Here is a 23066-nt window from a genome sequence, read left to right as displayed (position 1 = left end):
ATCGATGTGACAGATAATCCCTGCCGGGCATCGTACTGGGCGCCCAGTCAGCTGACGGGCGAAGCCTGCATTTGATAATTGTTTGCATTTGAACGTCAAGGCACTTAAGGATTGAAATGAAGTTTCTCTGCCCCTCCGACACCCTCGCCCACGACAGCAGCCGCGGTTTTGAAATCGATGGCTGCAAACTGTTGGCGGTGCGCCGTGACGGCGTTGCCTACTTCTACATCAATCGCTGCCCTCATCGCGGCATCCCGCTGGAATGGCAGCCGGACCAGTTCCTTGACACCAGCGCCAGCCTGATCCAGTGCGCCACCCACGGTGCCTTGTTCCTGATCGAAAGTGGCGAGTGCATCTACGGCCCGTGCGCCGGCCAAAGCCTCACCGCCCTGCCCGGCCGTGAAGACGCACAGGGCTTGTGGGTGGAACTCTAGTCGAGCAGTACGTCCAGGCGACGCTCTACGCATACTTCCAGCGGCGTGACCCGCACGCCATACGCCAACACTTGTACACCGGCAGCCTTGGCCTCACGCAATGCCGCCGCGTAAGCGGGATCGATTTCCACGGCCGGGCGCACCGCCTCAATCCCCGAGAGGTTGACGCAATACAACTGCACCGCCCGTACCCCTTCGCGGGCCAGGTGCGCCAACTCGCGCAGATGCTTGGCTCCGCGCTGCGTTACCGCGTCCGGGAACGCCGCGACCGCACTGCCATCGAAGCCCAGGGTGACACTTTTGACTTCCACATAAGCCACACCGTCGGGGTATTCCAGGCGAAAATCGATGCGGCTTTTCTCCTGGCCGTACGGCACTTCACGCTTGAGTGCGGTGAAGCCATTGAGCTCAGCGATCACCCCGGCGTGCAACGCCTCCTCGACCAACTGATTGGCGCGTGCCGTATTGACGCAGGCCAGGCGGCCCTGGGGTGTCTCGGCGATTTCCCAGGTGCCGGGCAGCTTGCGCTTGGGGTCATTGGAACGACTGAACCACACCTGCCCGCCTTCCACCATGCAGTTGAGCATCGAGCCAGTGTTCGGGCAGTGAATAGTCAGCAACTCGCCGCCAACGGTTTCGATATCGGTGAGAAAGCGCTTGTAACGACGGATCAGCCGCGCTTCTTCGAGGGGAGGATTAAAACGCATCAGCCTTGCCAACTCCGCAACCCACGGGCGATCCGATCCACCGCCTCTTGTAGCCGCTCAAGGTTTTGCGTGTAGGCAAAACGCACATGATGGCTGGCCTGATGGCGACCGAAATCCAGCCCCGGCGTAAACGCCACATGTTCGGTTTCAAGGAAGTGTCGACAGAACGCGAAGGCATCACCACCGAACGCGCTGATATCGGCATACAAATAGAACGCCCCCTCCGGCTCAACCGCAATGCCAAAACCCAGTTCACGCAGGGCCGGCAGCAGGAAGTCGCGACGACGGCCGAATTCGGCGCGGCGCTCCTCGAGGATGCTCAGGGTGTCCGGGGTGAAACACGCGAGCGCGGCATGCTGGGCCATGCTGGGTGCGCTGATGTAGAGGTTCTGCGCGAGTTTCTCCAACTCCCCGACTGCAGCCGGTGGTGCTACCAGCCAACCCAGGCGCCAGCCGGTCATGCCGAAATACTTCGAAAAACTATTCAGGACGAAGGCGTCATCGTCCACTTCGAGCACGCTGGCGGCATCGGTGCCGTAGGTGAGGCCGTGGTAAATCTCGTCCACCACCAAGTGACCGTGACGCGCCTTGATTGCCGTCGACAAGCCAGCCAGTTCGTCGCGCGTGAGAATGGTGCCGGTCGGGTTGGCAGGGGAAGCGACCAGCGCGCCCACACTGTCCTGGTCCCAATGCCTGGCCACCAGCTCGGCGGTCAGTTGGTAGCGCACGTCCGGGCCCACCGGCACCAACTGCGCCGCGCCCTCCACCAGCCGCAGGAAGTGGCGGTTGCACGGGTAGCCAGGGTCGGCCAGCAACCAGTGCTTGCCCGGATCCACCAACAAGCTGCTGGCCAACAACAATGCACCTGAGCCCCCAGGCGTGATCAGGATGCGCTCCGGGTCGATATTCAAGCCGTAACGTTGCTGGTAGAAACCGCTGATCGCTTCGCGCAACTCAGGTAGGCCGCGGGCTGCGGTGTAACGGGTCTTGCCATTGGCCAGCGCCGCCTGGCCGGCACGGATAATCGGCTCGGCGGTGGTGAAGTCCGGCTCGCCGATTTCCAGGTGGATCACGTCATGCCCGGCGGCCTGCAGCTCATTGGCACGTGCCAGTAACGCCATGACATGAAAAGGTTCGATGGCGCGACTGCGCGCACTGTAGGGCTGGACCATTAGCCTTCCTTAACGGTGAGGACAAAATCCGGATTCTACCGAACCCACGCGGTAAAACATGTTCTATTGCCTGCCCGGCTATCCGCGCAGGCCGGGCAAGCGCCTGCAAAACGACTAAAATCAAGATTCGAGACAGTGCATGCCCAGCTACGACGGGCCGCCGCAGTTTGCGACGCCTTCGCCACGGCCTCGACAACCGGGAGTGGCGCACCCCGAATCTATCTGGTAAGTTCGCCCGCTTGCAGCCGCAGGGCCGGCAGGTGTCGGTGATGTTGCAATCCTGCGCAATGGATTAGAAGAGTGAGAGGCGGTCTATTCATGTCCACCCAAGCAAAGCAACAGCAGACTCAAGGCCTCAGCGGCTTCGAACCCTATGTGGAAAAGAAGGGCGAAGAGTACATGGGCGAGCCCATGCGCGAGCACTTCACCAAGATCCTGAACAAGTGGAAACAGGACTTGATGCAGGAGGTCGACCGTACCGTTGACCACATGAAGGACGAAGCAGCCAACTTCCCTGACCCGGCAGACCGTGCCAGCCAGGAAGAAGAGTTCGCCCTCGAACTGCGCGCCCGTGATCGCGAGCGCAAGTTGATCAAGAAGATCGACAAGACACTGCAAATGATCAAAGACGAAGAATACGGCTGGTGCGAGTCCTGCGGCATCGAGATCGGTATTCGCCGCCTCGAGGCCCGTCCTACCGCAGACATGTGCGTGGACTGCAAGAACCTTGCGGAAATCAAGGAAAAGCAGGTCGGCAAGTAATCCTTGCGAGCTGAACAAATGGGGCGTGCAAACGCCCCATTTTTGTTTCTGGCGTTTACCGTTTTTCCAGTAGTATCCGGCCCATGACAGCCTCTACCTATATCGGGCGCTTCGCCCCCACGCCCAGCGGCCATTTGCACTTTGGCTCCCTGGTCGCAGCCCTCGCCTCCTACCTCGACGCCCGCGCCAATCAAGGCCGCTGGCTCATGCGTATGGAAGACCTCGACCCTCCCCGTGAAGAGCCCGGCGCCCAGGCAGCCATCCTGCATGCGCTGGAAAGCTACGGCTTCGAATGGGACGGCGAACTGGTCCGACAAAGCGAGCGGCATGACGCCTACGCCAAAGTGTTGAACGATATGTTCAACCATGGCCTGGCCTACGCCTGCACGTGCTCGCGCAAACAGCTGGAGCCCTACAACGGGATCTATCCCGGCCTGTGTCGCAACGCCGGTCACGATCAGCAAGATGCCGCAATCCGTTTGCGTGTGCCGGAACTGGAGTATCACTTTACCGACCGGGTTCAGGGCGAATTCCGACAGCACCTGGGCCGCGATGTCGGCGACTTCATCATCCGTCGCCGCGATGGCCTGTACGCCTATCAACTGGCCGTGGTCCTCGACGACGACTGGCAAGGTGTTACCGATATTGTCCGCGGTGCCGACCTGCTCGACTCCACGCCACGCCAGTTGTATCTGCAAGAACTGCTGGGCCTGCGCCAACCGCGCTACCTGCACGTACCGCTGATCGTCCAGCCGGACGGTAACAAACTGGGCAAGTCCTACCGCTCCCCACCGCTGACGCCAGACCAGGCCACGCCTTTGCTACTGCGGGCACTGCGCGCCCTCGGCCAGCAACCCGGCGACGAGCTGTTGCACGCCAGCCCACGGGAACTGCTTGATTGGGGCATCCAGCACTGGGATGCGGCACAGATCCCCCGCACACTCACGCTGGCCGAAGCGCAATTGAGCTGAAGGCGCTTGCAGCTTGCCCACCATCCGTTACCATCGCCGCAGTTTTCTAATCAGAGGCCAACATGTACATCTATCGATTGGTCCTGCTGCTGGTCGTCGGGATCTACCTGTTTTCTCCCGCCATCATGGATTGGTGGATCGACGCCACGGGCGCCTGGTATCGCCCGTATCTGCTGTGGCTGATCCTGATCGTCGTGACTTTCATCCTGCAGAGCCAAAAAGATGCCGATGAGCTTTAGTCTCACCCAGATGCTACTGGTCAGCGCCGCCTACCTGGCCGCGCTGTTCGGGGTGGCCTGGATCAGTGAGCGCGGAATGATTCCGCGGGCGATCATTCGCCATCCGTTGACCTACACCTTGTCCCTCGGCGTCTATGCCAGCGCCTGGGCGTTCTACGGTACGGTGGGCCTGGCCTATCAGTACGGTTATGGTTTTCTTTCCAGCTATCTCGGCGTGTCCGGCGCGTTTCTGCTGGCACCGGTGTTGCTGTACCCGATCCTGAAAATTACCCGCACCTACCAGCTGTCGTCCCTGGCCGACCTGTTCGCCTTCCGCTTTCGCAGCACCTGGGCTGGCGCGCTGACTACGATTTTCATGTTGATCGGCGTGCTGCCGCTGCTGGCCCTGCAGATCCAGGCGGTGGCTGATTCCATCAGCATTCTCACCCGCGAGCCCGTGCAGCATCGCGTCGCCCTGGCGTTCTGCGCACTGATCACGCTGTTCACGATCTTCTTCGGTTCGCGCCATATCGCCACCCGCGAGAAGCACGAAGGCCTGGTGTTTGCGATTGCCTTTGAATCGGTGATCAAGCTGATCGCCATCGGCGGCGTCGGCCTGTATGCGCTCTACGGCGTGTTCGACGGCCCGCAACAGTTGGAACTGTGGCTGCTGCAAAACCAGACCGCCCTCGCGGCCCTGCACACACCTTTGCAGGAAGGCCCGTGGCGCACGTTATTGCTGGTGTTCTTTGCCTCGGCGATCGTGATGCCGCACATGTACCACATGACCTTCACTGAAAACCTCAACCCCCGCTCGCTGGTCAGTGCCAGTTGGGGCTTGCCGCTGTTCCTGTTGCTGATGAGCCTGGCGGTGCCGCTGATCCTATGGGCCGGCCTCAAGCTGGGCGCGACCACCAACCCTGAATATTTCACCCTTGGCATCGGCATTGCGGCCAATAGTCCGGCCTTGGCGATGTTGGCGTATGTCGGCGGTTTATCGGCGGCCAGCGGGCTGATCATCGTCACCACGCTGGCGCTCTCGGGCATGGCGCTCAATCACTTGGTGCTGCCGCTGTACCAGCCGCCGGCCGAAGGCAATATCTACCGCTGGCTGAAGTGGACGCGCCGTGCATTGATCGTCGCGATCATCATGGCCGGCTACGGCTTCTACCTGCTGCTCGGCGCCGGGCAGGACCTGGCCAACCTGGGCATCGTCGCGTTTGTCGCCACCTTGCAGTTCCTGCCGGGGGTGTTGTCGGTGCTGTACTGGCCGACAGCCAATCGCCGCGGTTTCATCGCCGGGCTGCTGGCCGGGATCCTGGTCTGGACGGTGACCATGCTGCTGCCGCTGGTCGGCAACTTGCAGGGCTTCTACATCCCGCTGCTGAACATGATCTACGTGCTCGACGACACCAGTTGGCACATGGCGGCGATTGCATCCCTGGCCGCCAACGTCCTGATGTTCACCCTGATCTCGCTGTTCACCAATGCCAGTCCCGAGGAAACCAGCGCCGCCGAAGCCTGCGCGGTGGACAACGTGCGCCGCCCGCAACGGCGCGAACTGCACGCGGCCTCACCCCAGGAATTCGCCACGCAACTGGCGAAGCCACTGGGCGCCAAGGCCGCGCAAAAGGAAGTCGAGCAGGCCCTGCGCGATCTCTACCTGCCGTTCGACGAACGTCGCCCGTACGCGCTGCGCCGTCTGCGTGATCGCATCGAGGCCAACCTGTCCGGCCTGATGGGTCCCAGCGTGTCCCAGGACATGGTGGAAACCTTTCTGCCCTACAAGGCGGGCGGCGAAAACTACGTCACCGAAGACATCCATTTCATCGAAAGCCGGCTGGAGGACTACCACTCGCGCCTCACGGGCCTTGCCGCCGAACTCGACGCCTTGCGCCGTTACCACCGCCAGACGCTGCAGGAACTGCCGATGGGCGTCTGCTCCCTGGCCAAGGATCAAGAGATCCTGATGTGGAACAAGGCCATGGAAGAACTCACCGGCATCGCTGCGCAACGGGTCGTCGGCTCGCGCCTCAATACCCTGGGCGAGCCGTGGAGAGAGTTGCTGCAAGGTTTCATCAACCTGCCCGACGAACACTTGCACAAACAGCACCTGGCCCTCGACGGCCAGACCCGCTGGCTGAACCTGCACAAAGCCGCCATCGACGAGCCCCTGGCGCCGGGCAACAGCGGCCTGGTGTTGCTGGTGGAAGATTTGACCGAAACCCAGATGCTCGAAGACAAGCTGGTGCACTCCGAGCGGTTGGCCAGTATTGGTCGCCTGGCAGCCGGTGTGGCCCACGAGATTGGCAATCCGATCACCGGTATCGCGTGCCTGGCGCAGAACCTGCGCGAAGAGCGCGAGGAGGACGGTGAAATCACCGAGATCAGCGGGCAGATCCTCGAACAGACCAAGCGCGTATCACGCATCGTGCAGTCGCTGATGAGCTTTGCCCACGCCGGCGCCCATCAAAATCAGGACGAAGCGGTGTGCCTGGCCGAAGTGGCGCAGGACGCCATCGGGCTGCTGGCCTTGAACCGACGAAATTTCGAAGTACAGTTTTTCAACTTGTGCGACCCGGACCATTGGGTCGATGGCGACTCACAGCGTCTGGCCCAAGTGCTGATCAACCTGTTGTCCAATGCCCGTGACGCGACCCCGGCCGGTGGTGCGGTACGCGTCAAGACCGAGGCTTTCGAGCATACGGTCGACCTGATCGTCGAGGACGAAGGCAGCGGCATTCCACAGAACATCATGGACCGATTGTTCGAACCCTTCTTCACCACCAAGGACCCGGGTGAAGGCACCGGTCTGGGCCTTGCACTGGTCTATTCCATCGTTGAAGAGCATTATGGACAAATCACCATCGACAGCCCGGCTGACACCGAAAGCCAACGCGGCACCCGTATTCGGGTGACCTTGCCGCGTCATGTCGAAGCGACGTCCGCTGTGAACTGAGACCGTCGAGAGAATTGAATCAATGCCGCACATTTTGATCGTCGAAGACGAAACCATTATCCGCTCTGCCTTGCGTCGCCTGCTTGAACGTAATCAGTACCAGGTCAGCGAAGCTGGCTCGGTACAGGAAGCCCAGGAGCGGTTCAGCATTCCCACGTTCGACCTGATTGTCAGCGACCTGCGCTTGCCGGGCGCACCTGGCACCGAGTTGATCAAGCTTGGCCAAGGCACCCCGGTGCTGATCATGACCAGCTACGCCAGCCTGCGCTCGGCGGTGGACTCCATGAAGATGGGCGCGGTGGACTACATCGCCAAGCCTTTCGACCATGATGAAATGCTCCAGGCCGTGGCCCGTATCCTGCGCGACCGTCAGTCGGCCAGCAGTACCCCTGCCGAGCCGCGTCCAGCCGGCAAAGCGGCCGACAAGCCAGGTGTCGACAACAGCAATGGCGAGATCGGCATCATCGGTTCCTGCCCGCCGATGCAGGACCTGTACGGCAAGATCCGCAAGGTAGCGCCTACCGATTCCAATGTACTGATCCAGGGCGAGTCGGGCACTGGTAAAGAGTTGGTGGCCCGTGCCCTGCACAACCTGTCCAAGCGCGCCAAGGCACCGATGATTTCGGTGAACTGCGCGGCAATCCCGGAATCCCTGATCGAGTCCGAACTGTTCGGCCACGAAAAAGGCGCCTTCACCGGCGCCAGCGCCGGGCGTGCGGGCCTGGTGGAAGCGGCGGATGGCGGCACCTTGTTCCTCGACGAAATCGGCGAACTACCATTGGAAGCGCAGGCACGTTTGCTGCGTGTACTGCAGGAAGGCGAGATTCGCCGCGTCGGTTCGGTGCAATCGCAGAAGGTCGACGTGCGCCTGATCGCCGCGACTCACCGGGATCTCAAGAGCCTGGCCAAGATCGGCCAGTTCCGTGAAGACTTGTATTACCGCCTGCACGTGATTGCCCTCAAGCTGCCGGCCCTGCGCGAGCGTGGCGCCGACGTCAACGAGATCGCCAACGCGTTCCTGCAACGCCAGAGTGCACGCATCAACCGTACCGACCTCAAGTTCGCCCCGGATGCCGAGCAGGCGATCCGGCATTACTCGTGGCCGGGCAACGTGCGGGAACTGGAGAACGCGGTGGAGCGTGCGGTGATTCTGTCGGAGAGCCCGGAAATTTCCGCCGAGCTGCTGGGTATCGATATAGAGCTCAGCGACCTGGAAGACGACGACTTCATCGGCCTGGCCCCACAACAGGGCGGCGCCAACGCTACCAGCCATGAGCCGACAGAAGACTTGTCACTGGAGGACTACTTCCAGCACTTCGTCCTCGAGCATCAGGACCACATGACCGAAACCGAACTGGCACGCAAGCTGGGCGTGAGCCGCAAGTGCCTGTGGGAACGTCGCCAGCGCCTGGGCATCCCACGGCGCAAGACCGGGGTGGCCAGCGAAAGCTGAGGGTGTGACCCCACAGGTAACACCCTCAGATGTGAAAAAACTGTTACCGATGATTTTCACGTAACAAAAGCCGGGGCTTACGGTAACGAAGCCCCGGCTTTTTTTTGCCCGCCAAAAGCCCAAAAACCGCTCAAACCCCCGTTTTTATTGGGCGGTGCAAAAGTTGGCACGCACCCTGCTATATGCTTAGTACAAAAACAATAACAAGCTTTGTACAAGACAATAAAAATAAGACGAATCGACTCACGCATAACAAAAACAACACGGCGGAGGCGCAGCTAACTGATTCTTTTGGAGAGGCGTTGCATTTGGGGCTTGCCCCGCAACCAGGCCGAGAACAACAAAAACTGCCCTAAGGCAGAGCCTGAACTGGTTGGATCGTAGATCAGCAACACAGCGACCAAAGCAATCCGTTTGCTCTTGACTCCCGATTGGGAGTGTCATGAAGGTGAAGCTTCATGGCGAGGGCGATCAACAAAAACAAGAAGCCCGCAATCAATAATAAAAATAGAGCACGCAACTACTTCTGGGGGAGCTTCGGCTCCCCTTGTAGTTTCCGGAATTTGACCACCAAAGGCTTATGGCGCAATGCCTGTAGCTTGTTCCTACACCATCCCCTGACTAAATGCTAGAATCCCCGCCCATCATGCGGTCATTCTTCGTTATGGCCGAACATTCCTTCAAACAGTGCATCCCATGCTGAAGAAGTTGTTCCAGTCATTCCGTTCCCCCTTGCGTCGTACGCAACACAAACGCAGCACGCCTGAAGTGCTCAATAGCAGCCAACATTCGCTGCAACGCGCTCAATTCAGCCGTTATGCGGTGAATATCGTCGAACGCTTGCAGAACGCTGGCTACCAGGCTTACCTGGTCGGCGGCTGTGTGCGCGACATGTTGCTCAACATCACGCCCAAGGATTTCGACGTCGCCACCAGCGCCACGCCTGAACAAGTGCGCGCCGAGTTCCGCAATGCGCGCATCATCGGCCGTCGCTTCAAGCTGGTGCACATCCACTTTGGTCGCGAGATCATCGAGGTCGCGACCTTCCGCGCCGGCCACCCGCAAAACGATGAAGAGGAAGACACCAACCAGTCTTCCCGCAACGAAAGCGGACGCATCCTGCGCGATAACGTCTATGGCAGCCTGGAAGAAGACGCGCAACGTCGCGACTTCACCATCAACGCCCTCTATTACGACCCGGTCAGCGAGCGCATCCTCGATTACGCCAACGGCGTACACGACATTCGCAACAACCTGATCCGCCTGATCGGCGACCCGACGCAGCGCTACCAGGAAGACCCGGTGCGCATGCTGCGGGCGGTGCGGTTTGCCGCCAAGCTGAACTTCGGTATCGAGAAACACACCGCCGCGCCGATTCGCGAGCTGGCACCGATGCTGCGGGAAATCCCTTCGGCGCGCCTGTTCGAAGAAGTGCTCAAGCTGTTCCTCTCGGGCCACGCCGCCGATACCTTCGAAATGCTCGTCGACCTGCAGTTGTTCGACCCCCTGTTCCCGGCCAGCGCCGAGGCGTTGGAGTACAACCCGACGTACACCCACACGCTGATCAGCGAGGCATTGATCAACACCGACCTGCGCATCAAGCAGAACAAACCGGTGACCCCGGCTTTCCTGTTTGCTGCCTTGCTGTGGCCTGCCCTGCCGAAACGCGTCCTGCGCCTGCAAGAGCGCGGCATGCCGCCGATTCCGGCCATGCAGGAAGCGGCTCACGAGCTGATTGCCGAGCAGTGCCAGCGCATTGCCATTCCCAAACGTTTCACCATGCCGATCCGCGAGATCTGGGACATGCAGGAGCGCCTGCCGCGCCGCAGCGGCAAACGCGCCGACCTGCTGCTCGACAACCCGCGCTTCCGTGCCGGCTACGACTTCCTGCTGCTGCGCGAAAGCGCCGGCGAGCAGACCGACGGCCTGGGCGAATGGTGGACCGATTATCAGGACGCCAATGACAGCGAGCGCCGCGACATGATCCGCGACCTCGGCAGCAAAGGCGATGGCGCCAGCGAAGGGCCCAAGAAACGCCGACGCAGCGGCAGCAAGCGCAAACGCAGCGCGGCCGACGCCTCGGGCGAATAAGCCGTGGAACGTGTCTACATCGGGTTGGGCAGCAACCTGGCTGCCCCGGACCAGCAATTGCGCAGCGCCATCGAGGCGCTGGCGTTATTGCCCGGCACCACGCTCGTCGGCGTGTCCGCCTTCTATCAAAGCGATTCCTTGCTCCCGGGCCAACCGCGCTACACCAACGCGGTGGCCGCGCTGGACAGCGACCTCGCGCCGCTGGCCCTGCTGGATGCGCTGCAGGGCATCGAAAACGACCAGGGCCGCGAGCGCCTTGAGCGTTGGGGCCCACGCACGCTGGACCTGGACATCCTGCTGTTTGGCGATCGCCTGATCGACGAACCGCGCCTCAAGGTGCCGCACTACCAGATGCACCTGCGGCCCTTCGTGCTGTACCCGCTGGCCGAACTGGCGCCGAGCACCCTGCAGTTATCCGACGGCCGGCAACTCAGTGACCTGTTGGCTGCGTGCCCATTCGTCGGACTGGAACGCATCCTTCCAGACTGACTCGATCAATGTGGGCGCTTCGGCACTGTAAAAACGGCTGATCACTGCTGAATCGCATCAGTAACAGCGGTAACACCGCCATCGTAACAATGCGGTAACACATCCAATTGACTTCCCGTGTCCTCCTCACGACTATAGGCGTCCCGCTGCCGCCAACCCGGCACTGAAGGGCGCAATCCAGGCCTTATAAGCGCTGCTCTCAAGACAGTGCGCCTGTATAAACGAAGACTCACGCGCGTTACTCGCTGTTTCCAAGCGCCTGAACGAGGACCCTTTTCATGCCAGACATTACCCTGACCACCTTGCAGAGCCTCAAGCTCAAAGGTGAAAAAATCACCATGCTGACCTGCTACGACGCCACCTTCGCCCACGCCTGCTGCCAGGCCGGAGTCGAAGTGTTACTGGTGGGCGACTCCCTGGGCATGGTTCTTCAAGGGCATGACAGCACCCTGCCTGTGACCACCGATGAACTGGCCTACCACACGGCCAGCGTCAAACGCGGCAACGATGGCGCATTCATCATTGCCGACCTGCCGTTCATGGATTACGCCACCGTCGAACAAACCTTCCACAACGCCGGCAAGCTGATGCGTGCCGGTGCACATATGGTCAAGGTCGAAGGTGCCGTCTGGCTCGCCGAGTCGATCCGCCTGCTGGCCGAACGCGGCGTGCCGGTGTGCGCCCATATGGGCCTGACGCCACAGTCGGTGAACATCCTCGGCGGCTACAAGGTTCAGGGCCGCAACGAAGCCCAGGCGCGCCAGATGCGCGCCGATGCCATCGCCCTGGAACAGGCCGGCGTGGCGATGATCCTGCTTGAATGCGTGCCGAGCGAACTGGCGGCGGAAATCACCCAAGCCGTTAAAGTGCCAGTCATCGGTATCGGCGCCGGCTCGGCCACCGATGGCCAGGTGCTGGTGCTGCACGACATGCTCGGCCTGTCGATCAGCGGCCGCGTACCGAAGTTCGTGAAGAACTTCATGACCGGCCAAGACAGCATCCACGCGGCATTGAGCGCTTACGTCGCCGAAGTCAAAGGCGTGACCTTCCCAGGCGCCGAACACGGATTCTCTGCATGAACACCGTAAAAACCCTACGCGAACTGCGCGCCGCTGTGACCCACGCGCGCAACGCCGGCAAACGCATCGGTTTTGTGCCGACCATGGGCAACCTGCACAGCGGCCACGCCACACTGGTGACCAAGGCTGCGCAACAATCGGACTTTGTCGTCGCCAGCATCTTCGTCAACCCGCTGCAATTCGGCGCGGGTGAAGACCTGGACAAATACCCGCGCACCCTGGCCGCCGACCAGGAGAAACTCCTGCAAGCCGGTTGCAACCTGCTGTTCGCACCCTCCGTCGACGAGATGTACCCCGGCGGCATGAGCGGCCAGACCCGCGTCAGCGTCCCGCTGCTGTCGGAGGGCCTGTGCGGCGCCAGTCGCCCCGGGCACTTCGAAGGCGTGGCGACCGTGGTGAGCAAGCTGTTCAACATGGTCCAGCCGGACATCGCGGTGTTTGGCCAAAAGGACTACCAGCAGTTGGCAGTGATCCGCGCCATGGTGCATGACCTGAATATGCCGATCCAGATCATCGGCGAGCCCACCGTGCGCGCCGAGGATGGCCTCGCGCTGTCGTCGCGCAACGGTTACCTCAGCGAGGAACAACGCGCCATCGCGCCGGTGCTGTACCGCAGCCTCAGCCAGATTGCCGCGGCCATCCAAGCCGGTGACCACGACTTCGCCAAGCTGCGTGCCGAACACATCCGGCAGATCGAAGCCGCCGGGCTGCGCATCGATTACCTCGAAGTGCGCCAAGGCGTGCACCTGCGCCCGGCAACGCCTGAAGACCGTGATGTCGTCATCCTCGTTGCGGCCTATCTGGGCGCCACCCGCCTCATCGACAACCTGCATCTGAACCTCGACTGACCCCCGCCTGTTGCCCTCCTCTCTGTGCCGGTATAAAAAAGTACCGGCCACAGCGCAGACAAAGCCAAGACATATTCACACGCTAGGTTTAATGTAATCGCCCTGCGCTCTTGGTTAGCGCTGTCCGGAGTCCGCCGCTTGATGAGAGGCAGGACGTTCCGGGCTTAGAAGTGTCCTAAAGGCAGTCCCCGTAATAAAAGGAAACCCGCAGCGATGGCGTACTACCGCACTCCTCACGACGTTACCGCTCTGCCCGCCTGGCAAGCGCTCAATCAACACCGCCAAGCCATGCAGGATTTCAGCATGCGCGACGCGTTCAATGCCGATCCCCAGCGTTTTTCCCAATTCACCTTGAGCAGCTGCGGACTTTTCCTCGATTACTCGAAAAACCTGATCACCAGCGAAACCCGTGACCTGCTGGTGGCTCTGGCGAAGGAAGTCGACCTCAAGGCCGCGATCAACTCGCTGTACGCTGGCGAACCGGTCAACTCATCCGAAGGCCGCCCTGCCCTGCACACCGCCCTGCGCCGCCCGGTGGGTGACAAGCTGTCGGTCAACGGCGTGAACATCATGCCGGACGTGCACAAGGTGCTGAACCAGATGACTGACCTGGTCGGCCGCATCCACGACGGCCTGTGGCGTGGCTACACCGAGAAGCCGATCACCGACGTGGTGAACATCGGTATCGGTGGCTCGTTCCTCGGCCCGGAGCTGGTCTCCGAAGCGCTGTTGTCCTACGCCCACAAAGGCGTGCGCTGCCACTACCTGGCGAACATCGACGGCAGCGAGTTCCACGAGCTGACCATGAAGCTGCGCGCCGAGACCACACTGTTCATCGTCTCGTCGAAATCCTTCAACACCCTTGAAACCCTGAAAAACGCCCAGGCCGCCCGCGCCTGGTACTTGGCCCAGGGGGGTTCGGAAGCCGAGCTGTTCCGCCACTTCATCGCCGTATCGAGCAACAACGCCGCGGCCGTGGCGTTCGGTATCCGCGAAGAAAACATCTTCCCGATGTGGGACTGGGTCGGTGGCCGCTACTCGCTGTGGTCGGCCATCGGCTTGCCAATCGCCCTGGCCATCGGCATGTCCAACTTCAAGGAACTGCTGTCCGGTGCCTACACCATGGACCAGCATTTCCAGAACGCGCCGTTCGAAGCCAACATGCCGGTACTGTTGGGCCTGCTGGGCGTGTGGTACGGCAACTTCTGGGGCGCGCAGAGCCATGCGATCCTGCCGTACGACCACTACCTGCGTAACATCACCAAGCACTTGCAACAACTGGACATGGAATCCAACGGCAAGAGCGTGCGCCAGGACGGCACTCCGGTGTCCACCGATACCGGTCCGGTGATCTGGGGCGGCGTAGGCTGCAACGGCCAGCACGCTTACCACCAGTTGCTGCACCAAGGGACCCAACTGATCCCGGCCGACTTCATCGTGCCGATTGTCAGCTTCAACCCCGTGTCGGACCACCATCAGTGGCTATACGCCAACTGCCTGTCCCAGAGCCAGGCGCTGATGCTCGGCAAGACCCGCAGCGAGGCCGAGGCCGAACTGCGCGACAAGGGCATCGCCGAAGAAGACGTGCAGAAGCTGGCACCGCACAAGGTGATCCCGGGCAACCGTCCGAGCAACACCCTGGTGGTGGAACGCATCAGCCCGCGGCGTCTGGGCGCACTGGTGGCGATGTATGAACACAAGGTGTTCGTGCAGAGCGTCATCTGGGGCATCAACGCCTTTGACCAATGGGGTGTGGAACTGGGTAAAGAGCTGGGCAAGGGCGTCTACAACCGCCTGACCGGCACTGAAGAAGCCGTGGCGGATGACGCCTCGACCCAGGGTTTGATCAACTACTTCCGCGGTCGTCACCGCGGCTGATCCGGCCACTCCAGGGCCAACGTCCGTTTGGATGTTGGCCTTGAACCCTCCCCCCACAGCGTGCATCTTTATGACTTGTGCCAAAAACAAGAATAAGGACCGCTCATGTTCGATATCAGCACGTTCCCCAGCGCCGATGCCGTCCGCCGCGCTGCGCAACTCAGTCAAGAGGACTATCAGCGCCTCTACCGCCAATCCATCGAGCAACCGGATACCTTCTGGGCCGAACAGGCCAAGGGCTTTCTGGACTGGATCACGCCCTGGCATACCGTTCAGCAATCAGACATCCACACGGGCGCTGCCCAATGGTTCGCGGGCGGGCAACTGAACGTCAGCTACAACTGCATCGACCGTCATCTGGCGCAACGCGCTGAGCAAACCGCCTTAATCTGGGAAGGTGATGATCCGACAAAGTCCTCGAAAATCACCTACCGCAAATTGCACCAAAACGTCAGTCGCCTGGCCAATGTGCTGAAAGGCCGTGGCGTGAAGAAAGGTGATCGGGTGTGCATCTACATGCCGATGATCCCGGAAGCGGCCTACGCCATGCTGGCCTGCACGCGTATTGGCGCGGTGCACTCGGTGGTATTTGGGGGCTTTTCGCCGGACGCCCTGCGCGACCGCATCCTGGATGCCGACTGCCGCACGGTGATCACCGCCGACGAAGGGGTACGCGGCGGCAAGCCGGTGGCGCTGAAACAGAATGTCGACAAAGCCCTGGCCAACTGCCCGAACGTCAGCACCGTATTGGTAGTGGAACGCACCGGCGCGACCGTGAACTGGAGCGAAGGCCGCGACCTCAAGTATCAACAGGCGCTGGACGCCGCAAGCGCCGACTGCCCACCCGAGCCGATGGACGCCGAAGACCCGCTCTTCATCCTCTACACCTCCGGCAGCACCGGCAAACCCAAAGGCGTGCTGCACACCACCGGCGGCTATCTGCTGCAAGCGGCAATGACCTTCAAGTACGTGCTCGACTACCGGGACGGCGAAGTGTTCTGGTGCACCGCCGACGTGGGCTGGGTCACCGGCCACAGCTACATCGTGTACGGCCCGCTGGCCAATGGCGCGACGTCGCTGATGTTCGAGGGCGTGCCGAGCTACCCGGACAGTTCGCGGTTCTGGCAGGTGATCGACAAGCACAAGGTCAATATCTTCTACACCGCGCCGACGGCCCTGCGTGCCTTGATGCGCGAGGGCCACGGCCCGCTGGAGAATACGTCCCGCGCCAGCCTGCGGTTGCTCGGCAGCGTCGGCGAGCCGATCAACCCCGAAGCGTGGGACTGGTACTTCAATGCCGTCGGCGAGCAGCGCTGTCCGATCGTCGATACCTGGTGGCAGACCGAGACCGGCGGCATCATGCTCAGCCCGCTGGTGAGCGCGCAGCGGATCAAGCCCGGTTGCGCCACGCAACCGATGTTTGGCGTACAACCGGTGTTGCTGGATGAGCACGGCAAGGTGTTTGCCGGCGCCGACAGTGGCGTGCTGGCGATCAAGGCGAGTTGGCCGGGGCAGATCCGCAGCGTCTACGGCGACCCCCAGCGGATGATCGACACCTATTTCAAACCCTACCCCGGCTACTACTTCACCGGCGACGGCGCGCGACGCGACGAGGACGGCGATTACTGGATCACCGGGCGCATCGACGATGTGATCAACGTCTCCGGCCACCGCATCGGCACCGCCGAGGTGGAAAGTGCCCTGGTCCTGCATGACCTGGTGGCCGAGGCCGCCGTGGTGGGCTACCCCCATGATGTCAAAGGCCAGGGCATCTACGCCTTTGTCACGCCGATGAATGGCGTAGCGCCCGACGATGCGCTAAAAAAACACCTGCTGGACTTGGTCAGTAAGGAAATCGGCAGCTTTGCCAAGCCGGAACTGATCCAATGGGCACCCGCGTTGCCGAAGACCCGTTCCGGCAAAATCATGCGCAGGATCTTGCGCAAGATCGCCTGCAACGAACTGGACAGCCTCGGTGATACTTCCACCCTGGCCGATCCCAGCGTTGTCGACGGCCTGATCGACAAACGCCTGAACCGATAGGAAACCCAGCGTCGCCATGGAATTTATCCGCAGCCGTATCGAAACCCAATTGATGAGCCTCACAGGGCTCTCACTGGGCCAGCTGGACCTGGAAAACCCCAAGGGCGACCCAGGCCTGTTCGGACCGAGTTCGGTCAGTTGGCAAGTGCATGGCGACTTCAGCAGCATGTTGATCGGCGGCATCAGCGCCTTGATGTTGCAGGCCCTGCACCCGCTGGCCCTGGCTGGGGTGTGGGATCACTCGAACTTTCGCGAGGACATGCTCGGGCGTTTGCGGCGCACCTCGCAGTTCATCTCCGGCACGACCTTTGGCTCGCGCAAGGACGCGCAGTGGCTGATCGAAAAAGTGCGCACCATTCACCTGCAAGTGGTTGGCCATGCGCCGGACGGCCGACCTTATGCAGCCAGCGATCCGGAACTGCTCACCTGGGTGCATGTGGCCGAGGTCAGCAACTTCCTCGCCGCTCACCTGCGCTATCGCAACCCGCTGCTCTCGGGTCGGGACCAGGACCGTTACTACAGCGAGATCGCCTTGGTCGCCGAACAACTGGGCGCGCGGCATGTTCCGCGTTCGCGGCAGGAAGTTTCGGATTACCTGGCACGTATCCGCCCGCAACTGCTGTGCGACGCGCGCAGTCGTGAAGTGTTGCGCCTGCTGCTCAATGCCCCGGCACCCAGCACGATGGCCAAGCCGTTTGGAGCCTTGATGATGCAGGCCGGCATCGACCTGCTGCCAGACTGGGCCAGCGCCATGCTCGATCAACACCAGAGCCCGCTGCAACGCCAGATGATCCGGGGCGCGGTCAAACGCAGCGCGCCGTTGCTGCGCTGGGCGATGCGCAACGGTTCGGTACAACGGGCGCATCGGCGGATGGGGTTGATGTAGGCGAGGCTTTATAACTGTTAAACTCCGCGCCCACATTTACCCCCATTACTTAAGCAAGGCGCGCTCCATGTCTCCCTTGAATCAGGCGCTGCGCGCCGCCCTCGATCATCGCCAAGACCTGATCAACGAGCTGCACGCCCAGGGCACCGACTGCTATCGCTTGTTCCATGGCAGCCAGGAAGGCGCCGGCGGCCTGACCATCGACCGTTATGGCCCGCAACTGCTGGTGCAGAGCTTCCATCAGTCACTGCATACCGAGGAGTTGCTGGACCTGCACCAGTTGATCAACCAGTACATGGGCCTGGAATTGCTGCTGGTGTACAACGACCGTTCCCGTGGCAACTCGCGGGTCGACCGTGAAGACACGGTGTACCGCGCCGAGCCGGCGGCACTGGAAGATCTGGTCGGCCATGAATGGGGGCTCAATTACCGCGTACGCGGACGGCATGCCGGGCAGGACCCGCTGCTGTTCCTCGACCTGCGCAACACCCGCGGCTGGGTCAAGAACCATAGCGCCGGCAAAAGCGTGCTGAACCTGTTCGCCTACACCTGTGGCGTCGGCCTGAGCGCTGCGGCCGGCGGGGCGCGGGAGGTGTGCAACCTGGACTTCGCCGAGGGCAACCTGGCGGTCGGCCGCGAGAACGGCCTGCTGAACCCGCAGTTGCCGACCATGGAGTTCGTGCAGTCCGACTACTTCCCGGCGATTCGCCAACTGGCCGGCCTGCCAATCACCCAGCGCCGCGGCCAGAAACTGCCGAGTTATCCACGCCTGGAGCAGCGCCAGTATGACTTGGTGTTGCTCGACCCTCCGGCCTGGGCCAAGAGCGCATTCGGCACCGTCGACCTGTTGCGCGACTACCAAAGCCTGCTCAAGCCAGCACTGCTCGCCACGGCCGACAACGGTGTACTGATTTGCTGCAACAACCTGGCGAAGGTCAGCATGGATGACTGGCGCGAACAGGTACTGCGTTGCGCAGAAAAAGCCGGACGTGCGGTACGCGACTGGCAAATCATGACGCCGGGGGCGGATTTTCCTTCACAAGACCAGCAGCCCCCCCTGAAAACATTGATACTCCAGCTGTAGGACGCTTCCCAAAGCCCTCGTTCTTCGGAACCGAAAACCCGTGCCATACTCCAAGGCACTCCTGTTTGACATAGATGGCGCCGCCCCATGCACAAAGGATTGATTCGCGCCGTTGGCGCCTTGTTGACCGCCCTTGCCCTGTACAGCCTGTTGGGCTTCTTGATTTTGCCCGGAATTGCCCTGCGGATTGCCAACCAGCAACTGGCGAATTACGCCACGGTGCCGGCGCGAATCGAACGGATCGAACTCAACCCCTTCAGCCTCGAGCTGACCGTCTGGGGCCTCAAGATCGGCGACCCCGGCAAGGAGCAGGTGGGTTTCGAGCGCCTCTACGCCAACCTGCAGGTCGACAGCCTGTGGACCCGCGCGCTGCACCTGGCCGATGTGCAACTGGACAAACCGAAGACTGAGTTGCTGTTCGACAAGTCCGGCCAGTTGAACCTGGCGCAACTGTTCAAAATCCCGCCGAGCGAACCAACTCCGACCGACCCGAATGCCAAACCGTTTCCTCTGCGTATCGACGGCATCAAGCTGGCCGGCGGCTATGTGCACTTTGAGGACTTGCGCCCCAGCGAGCCCATCGAATTCCTCTACGACAAGCTCGACTTCGAGCTGAAGAACCTCAGCACCCTGCCCGAAGACAATGCCGACATGACGCTCGTCGCGGCAGGCCCGGCAGGCGGGCAAATCGATTGGAAAGGCAACTTCAGCCTGGTGCCAATCACGTCCCAGGGCACACTGAAAGTCACCGACGGCAAGATGAAGGCTTGGTGGCCCTACGTGCGCGATGCCCTGCCGCTGGTGCTTGAAGACGGCGTGCTCAACTTCAGCACCGAGTATAAATTCAGCCTGGCCAAAGAGACCGAGCTGAACCTGACCAACACCTCCGCCAGCATCGCACCGTTTGCCATCAAGGCACCGGATGGCCGCCCTCTGGTGCGCCTGGAGCGCCTGGACGTCAGCGAAACCACCGTGGACCTGGCCAAACAGCAGGTCGTTGTCGGCAAGATCCGCAGCAACAAGCTGGAAACCTGGGCGGCGCTGGAAGCGGATGGGCAACTGGACTGGCAGAAATTGTTCGCCAGCCAGCCGAGCAAACCAACCAAGGCGCCGGAGCCGAAAAATGCCCCCGCCACCGCCGACTCGCCAAAAGCCGAGCCCGCGGCGCCAAGCAAACCTTGGCAAGTGCTGCTCAAGGATGTGCAACTGCGTAACTATCAGGTGCACCTGGCTGACCGCCAGGCCAAGCCGGCGGTCGCACTGGAAGTCGGCCCGCTGAATGTCGATGTGCAGAACTTCGATAGCCTCAACCAGAGCCCGTTCACGCTGAAACTCGACACGGGCCTGGGCAAGCAAGGCAAGGTCCAGGCGACTGGCGAGGTCAACCTCAACCCGGTCAGCGCCAAGCTGAAAGTAAATACCCAGGACATCGACCTGCGAGTCGCCCAGTCCTATATCAGCCCGTTCATCCGCCTGGAACTGCGTAGCGGCATGCTCGGCAGCAATCTTGATGTGAACCTTAAAAGCACTGATCCTCTGAAGTTCCAGGTCACCGGCCGGGCGCAGGTGGACCAGTTGCACACCCTGGACACCCTCAAGACCCGCGACTTCCTCAAATGGCAGCGCCTGGTGCTCGAAGGCGTGAACTATCAGCACGGCGATAGCCTGTCGATCGATAAGGTCAACCTGCTGCAGCCGTATGCGCGCTTCATGATCAACGACGACCGCACCACCAACGTCGACGACTTGTTGATCCCGCAACCACCGGACAAAGGCTCGAAACCTGTCAGCAAAGAAAAGCCCCTGGGCATTCGTATCGGGCAGATTGCGATCAACGACGGTTCCGCCAACTTTGCCGACTTCAGCCTGACCCCGAACTTCGCGACCGCGATTCAACAGCTCAACGGACAAATTGGCACCATCGACAGCCGCCAGGCCAAACCGGCCAGCGTCGACATCAAGGGCAAGGTGGATCGCTACGCCCCCGTGACGATCAAGGGCAGCGTGAACCCGTTTGACCCGATGGCGGCGCTGGATATTGCAACCAGCTTCAAACGCGTAGAACTGACCACCCTCACGCCCTACTCTGGCAAGTTCGCCGGTTTCCGCATCCGCAAGGGGCGACTGAACCTCGACCTGCACTATGTGATCACCAAGGGCCAGCTGAAGGCCGAGAACAAAGTGGTGGTCGAGCAATTGCAACTGGGCGAGAAAGTCGACAGCGCCGATGCCGTGGACTTGCCGATTCGTCTGGCAATCGCGCTGCTCAAGGACTCCGACGGCAAGATTTCCATCGAACTGCCGGTGACTGGCGATCTGAATAACCCGCAGTTCAGTGTCATGCCGATTGTCTGGCAGACCCTGCGTAACCTGGTAGTGCGTGCAGCGACAGCGCCGTTTAAGTTTATCGGTGGGCTGGTAACGGGCGGCGGTTCGGAAGACCTCGGCAATGTATCGTTCGCCGCCGGTTCCAGCGAATTGGACAAGGATGCTGAAGGCGCCCTGAACACGCTGGCCAAAGCACTGAAAGAACGCCCTAGCCTGCGCCTGGAGATCGAAGGCACCGCGGCGGCCAGCAGCGACGGGCCTTTCCTTGCCGCTCAGCGACTGGAGCGCGAGTACCAGTACAACTACTACAAGATTCTTCAACGTCGTGGAGAAAAGGTTCCCGCCCAAGCGTCATTGCTGGTGGTACCCGAGAAGGAAAAAGCACCATTGCTTGAAGGCATTTACCGCACCCGCCTGAAACAGCAACCGCCAGCCGAATGGAAAGACCTGAGCAACGATGAACGTAGCGCGAAGCTTCGTGACGGGGTGATCAAGTTCTGGAGCGGCAGTGATGTACTGCTGCGCCAGCTGGGCCAAGACCGTGCCAGCACCATCAAGGACTACCTGGTGGATAAGGGACAGTTGGAAGATGACCGGGTGTACTTCATTGATGCCAACTTGGGCCAGGCCGAGAAGGATGGGCGTGTCGTCACACCGATGCACCTGGACGCGGAGTAAGCCCCTTGCAAGAGCCGGCTTGCCGGCGATGCAGCCTTGAAATCGACGACGGGTCGAGGGCCTGATCGCCGGCGCTTACAGTTAACGTCACCCACAATAGAACAGGCCCCGACACAAGTGCCGGGGCCTGTAATGACCACATCCGTGTGGTCGCTCGCATGAACTCCAGAGGTGCATCAGGTGGATGTCTAACTCACCCTAAGCCGCCGCCGTCCAGTTCAGACGAAAAGGGGTGCGTTACTCTGCTTTCAGGCCGTCGGCCGATACAGCTTTAACGCCTTTAATTTTCTTGGTGATGTTCACCGCGGTAGTTTTCTGAGCTTCAGTGACAGCGGCGGTCGAAGACAGGGACACTACGCCTTTGTTGGTTTCGACTTTGATGTCGGTACCAGGAATGCCTTTCTCGGTCACCAGGTCAGCTTTTACTTTGGTGGTGATCCAAGTGTCCGAAGTGGACTCTTTGGCGTCAGCCGCTGCGCTTTTGGTTTTGTCGATATTGTCAGCCTTGGTAGCGCCGCCAGCCATCAGGCCGTCAGCCGAAACGGCGGTAACACCTTTGATTTTCTTGGTGATGGCTACGGCAGTGGCTTTCTGAGCGTCGGAGATCGCGACTGTCGAAGACAGGGAAACCACGCCTTTATTGGTCTCAACCTTGATGTCCGAACCAGGAATGCCTTTCTCGGTCAGCAGATCAGCTTTCACTTTGGTGGTGATCCAGGTGTCCGAGGTGGACTCTTTAGCCTTGGTCACTTCACCGGCCGCCAGGGTCATAGGGGCTTGGGAAGTCTGAGCAAAGGCTACGTTAGCACCCATGGCCAGGGTCAGAGCGGTAGCAGTAGCGAGAGCGAACTTCTTCATACGAGTAACTCCTGTTTTATTAAAAGTCTGCAGTACGTAAACCTTGATGCTGCAGCGTTAACAGGGATATTGCAGACAGTGTGCCAAGTCGCATCAGGCAATTAAAACCTTACAAAACAACGAGTTAC

At 61.0% G+C, this 23066-nt stretch carries 18 protein-coding genes; 15 read left to right on the top strand and 3 right to left on the bottom strand.

Features of this window, described 5'->3' with window-relative positions:
• Positions 1 to 116: 116 nt before the first annotated feature.
• Complete coding sequence (locus tag OPU96_RS12980) at positions 117 to 434, top strand: Rieske (2Fe-2S) protein (protein WP_226455716.1); 318 nt, start codon at positions 117 to 119, stop codon at positions 432 to 434.
• On the opposite strand, the gene sfsA is transcribed toward OPU96_RS12980, so the two are convergent.
• Together sfsA and OPU96_RS12970 are read right to left on the bottom strand one after the other, a co-directional pair.
• Positions 431 to 1141: a DNA/RNA nuclease SfsA gene (gene sfsA, locus OPU96_RS12975; RefSeq protein ID WP_226455717.1), complete on the bottom strand. Its 711-nt coding sequence runs from the start codon at positions 1139 to 1141 to the stop codon at positions 431 to 433. The two genes, OPU96_RS12980 and sfsA, sit on opposite strands and share 4 nt — an antisense overlap.
• Positions 1141 to 2313 carry a pyridoxal phosphate-dependent aminotransferase gene (locus tag OPU96_RS12970; protein WP_498559169.1) on the bottom strand — a complete coding sequence of 391 codons (1173 nt, stop codon included), beginning with the start codon at positions 2311 to 2313 and terminating at the stop codon, positions 1141 to 1143. The genes sfsA and OPU96_RS12970 overlap by 1 nt, the downstream gene beginning before the upstream one ends.
• Before the next feature lie 318 nt (positions 2314 to 2631).
• Between OPU96_RS12970 and dksA the strand changes: the two genes are divergently transcribed.
• The 14 genes from dksA (at position 2632) to OPU96_RS12900 (ending at position 22080) form a co-directional block, all read left to right on the top strand.
• Positions 2632 to 3075, top strand: a complete 444-nt coding sequence (dksA, locus tag OPU96_RS12965) for an RNA polymerase-binding protein DksA (protein ID WP_192298902.1) — start codon at positions 2632 to 2634, stop codon at positions 3073 to 3075.
• An 83-nt stretch (positions 3076 to 3158) separates the two neighbouring features.
• Positions 3159 to 4046: a tRNA glutamyl-Q(34) synthetase GluQRS gene (gluQRS, locus tag OPU96_RS12960; protein ID WP_498559168.1), complete on the top strand. Its 888-nt coding sequence runs from the start codon at positions 3159 to 3161 to the stop codon at positions 4044 to 4046.
• 62 nt (positions 4047 to 4108) lie between these two features.
• Positions 4109 to 4285, top strand: coding sequence for a hypothetical protein (locus tag OPU96_RS12955; RefSeq protein WP_003176118.1), 177 nt, complete (start codon positions 4109 to 4111; stop codon positions 4283 to 4285).
• A complete protein-coding gene (locus tag OPU96_RS12950) occupies positions 4269 to 7223 on the top strand; it encodes a sensor histidine kinase (RefSeq protein ID WP_192298904.1) in 2955 nt (984 codons plus the stop codon). Before OPU96_RS12955 ends, OPU96_RS12950 begins: the two co-directional genes overlap by 17 nt.
• A gap of 22 nt (positions 7224 to 7245) precedes the next feature.
• Positions 7246 to 8676 carry a sigma-54-dependent transcriptional regulator gene (locus OPU96_RS12945; protein WP_192298905.1) on the top strand — a complete coding sequence of 477 codons (1431 nt, stop codon included), beginning with the start codon at positions 7246 to 7248 and terminating at the stop codon, positions 8674 to 8676.
• A 696-nt stretch (positions 8677 to 9372) separates the two neighbouring features.
• Positions 9373 to 10767 carry a polynucleotide adenylyltransferase PcnB gene (locus OPU96_RS12940; RefSeq protein WP_192298906.1) on the top strand — a complete coding sequence of 465 codons (1395 nt, stop codon included), beginning with the start codon at positions 9373 to 9375 and terminating at the stop codon, positions 10765 to 10767.
• Positions 10768 to 10770: 3 nt separating this feature from the next.
• Positions 10771 to 11256, top strand: a complete 486-nt coding sequence (folK, locus tag OPU96_RS12935) for a 2-amino-4-hydroxy-6-hydroxymethyldihydropteridine diphosphokinase (protein ID WP_498559167.1) — start codon at positions 10771 to 10773, stop codon at positions 11254 to 11256.
• 278 nt (positions 11257 to 11534) lie between these two features.
• On the top strand, positions 11535 to 12335 hold the full coding sequence (gene panB, locus OPU96_RS12930) for a 3-methyl-2-oxobutanoate hydroxymethyltransferase (protein ID WP_226455721.1): 801 nt from the start codon (positions 11535 to 11537) through the stop codon (positions 12333 to 12335).
• The gene (panC, locus tag OPU96_RS12925; RefSeq protein ID WP_498559166.1) at positions 12332 to 13183 is read left to right on the top strand and encodes a pantoate--beta-alanine ligase; all 852 of its coding nucleotides are present in this window, start codon (positions 12332 to 12334) and stop codon (positions 13181 to 13183) included. Before panB ends, panC begins: the two co-directional genes overlap by 4 nt.
• A gap of 213 nt (positions 13184 to 13396) precedes the next feature.
• Positions 13397 to 15061, top strand: coding sequence for a glucose-6-phosphate isomerase (gene pgi, locus OPU96_RS12920; protein ID WP_226455723.1), 1665 nt, complete (start codon positions 13397 to 13399; stop codon positions 15059 to 15061).
• Between the two features lie 105 nt (positions 15062 to 15166).
• A complete protein-coding gene (acs, locus tag OPU96_RS12915) occupies positions 15167 to 17104 on the top strand; it encodes an acetate--CoA ligase (protein WP_498559165.1) in 1938 nt (645 codons plus the stop codon).
• A 16-nt stretch (positions 17105 to 17120) separates the two neighbouring features.
• The gene (locus OPU96_RS12910) at positions 17121 to 17990 is read left to right on the top strand and encodes an oxygenase MpaB family protein (protein WP_226455725.1); all 870 of its coding nucleotides are present in this window, start codon (positions 17121 to 17123) and stop codon (positions 17988 to 17990) included.
• 67 nt (positions 17991 to 18057) lie between these two features.
• Positions 18058 to 19074, top strand: a complete 1017-nt coding sequence (locus OPU96_RS12905) for a class I SAM-dependent rRNA methyltransferase (protein WP_192298913.1) — start codon at positions 18058 to 18060, stop codon at positions 19072 to 19074.
• A gap of 87 nt (positions 19075 to 19161) precedes the next feature.
• On the top strand, positions 19162 to 22080 hold the full coding sequence (locus OPU96_RS12900; RefSeq protein ID WP_226455726.1) for a DUF748 domain-containing protein: 2919 nt from the start codon (positions 19162 to 19164) through the stop codon (positions 22078 to 22080).
• 237 nt (positions 22081 to 22317) lie between these two features.
• Here the strand turns inward: OPU96_RS12900 and OPU96_RS12895 are convergent, their stop codons facing one another.
• Positions 22318 to 22938, bottom strand: coding sequence for a BON domain-containing protein (locus OPU96_RS12895; protein ID WP_192298915.1), 621 nt, complete (start codon positions 22936 to 22938; stop codon positions 22318 to 22320).
• Between the last annotated feature and the right edge of the window lie 128 nt (positions 22939 to 23066).

It is taken from the genome of Pseudomonas sp. RP-B7, from assembly GCF_059803535.1.
The sequence above is the reverse complement of the archived record's forward strand: the minus strand, read 5'-3'. Positions and strand labels throughout refer to the sequence as shown.

Bases quoted from the DNA above. Each gene is read 5' to 3' on its own strand.
- OPU96_RS12940 (WP_192298906.1), top strand. From the start codon at position 9,373: ATGCTGAAGAAGTTGTTCCAGTCATTCCGTTCCCCCTTGCGTCGTACG.
- OPU96_RS12950 (WP_192298904.1), top strand. From the start codon at position 4,269: ATGCCGATGAGCTTTAGTCTCACCCAGATGCTACTGGTCAGCGCCGCC.
- OPU96_RS12895 (WP_192298915.1), bottom strand. From the start codon at position 22,938: ATGAAGAAGTTCGCTCTCGCTACTGCTACCGCTCTGACCCTGGCCATG.
- pgi (WP_226455723.1), top strand. From the start codon at position 13,397: ATGGCGTACTACCGCACTCCTCACGACGTTACCGCTCTGCCCGCCTGG.
- acs (WP_498559165.1), top strand. From the start codon at position 15,167: ATGTTCGATATCAGCACGTTCCCCAGCGCCGATGCCGTCCGCCGCGCT.
- OPU96_RS12955 (WP_003176118.1), top strand. From the start codon at position 4,109: ATGTACATCTATCGATTGGTCCTGCTGCTGGTCGTCGGGATCTACCTG.
- OPU96_RS12910 (WP_226455725.1), top strand. From the start codon at position 17,121: ATGGAATTTATCCGCAGCCGTATCGAAACCCAATTGATGAGCCTCACA.
- panC (WP_498559166.1), top strand. From the start codon at position 12,332: ATGAACACCGTAAAAACCCTACGCGAACTGCGCGCCGCTGTGACCCAC.
- dksA (WP_192298902.1), top strand. From the start codon at position 2,632: ATGTCCACCCAAGCAAAGCAACAGCAGACTCAAGGCCTCAGCGGCTTC.
- gluQRS (WP_498559168.1), top strand. From the start codon at position 3,159: ATGACAGCCTCTACCTATATCGGGCGCTTCGCCCCCACGCCCAGCGGC.
- sfsA (WP_226455717.1), bottom strand. From the start codon at position 1,141: ATGCGTTTTAATCCTCCCCTCGAAGAAGCGCGGCTGATCCGTCGTTAC.
- OPU96_RS12900 (WP_226455726.1), top strand. From the start codon at position 19,162: ATGCACAAAGGATTGATTCGCGCCGTTGGCGCCTTGTTGACCGCCCTT.
- OPU96_RS12905 (WP_192298913.1), top strand. From the start codon at position 18,058: ATGTCTCCCTTGAATCAGGCGCTGCGCGCCGCCCTCGATCATCGCCAA.
- OPU96_RS12945 (WP_192298905.1), top strand. From the start codon at position 7,246: ATGCCGCACATTTTGATCGTCGAAGACGAAACCATTATCCGCTCTGCC.
- OPU96_RS12970 (WP_498559169.1), bottom strand. From the start codon at position 2,313: ATGGTCCAGCCCTACAGTGCGCGCAGTCGCGCCATCGAACCTTTTCAT.
- panB (WP_226455721.1), top strand. From the start codon at position 11,535: ATGCCAGACATTACCCTGACCACCTTGCAGAGCCTCAAGCTCAAAGGT.
- OPU96_RS12980 (WP_226455716.1), top strand. From the start codon at position 117: ATGAAGTTTCTCTGCCCCTCCGACACCCTCGCCCACGACAGCAGCCGC.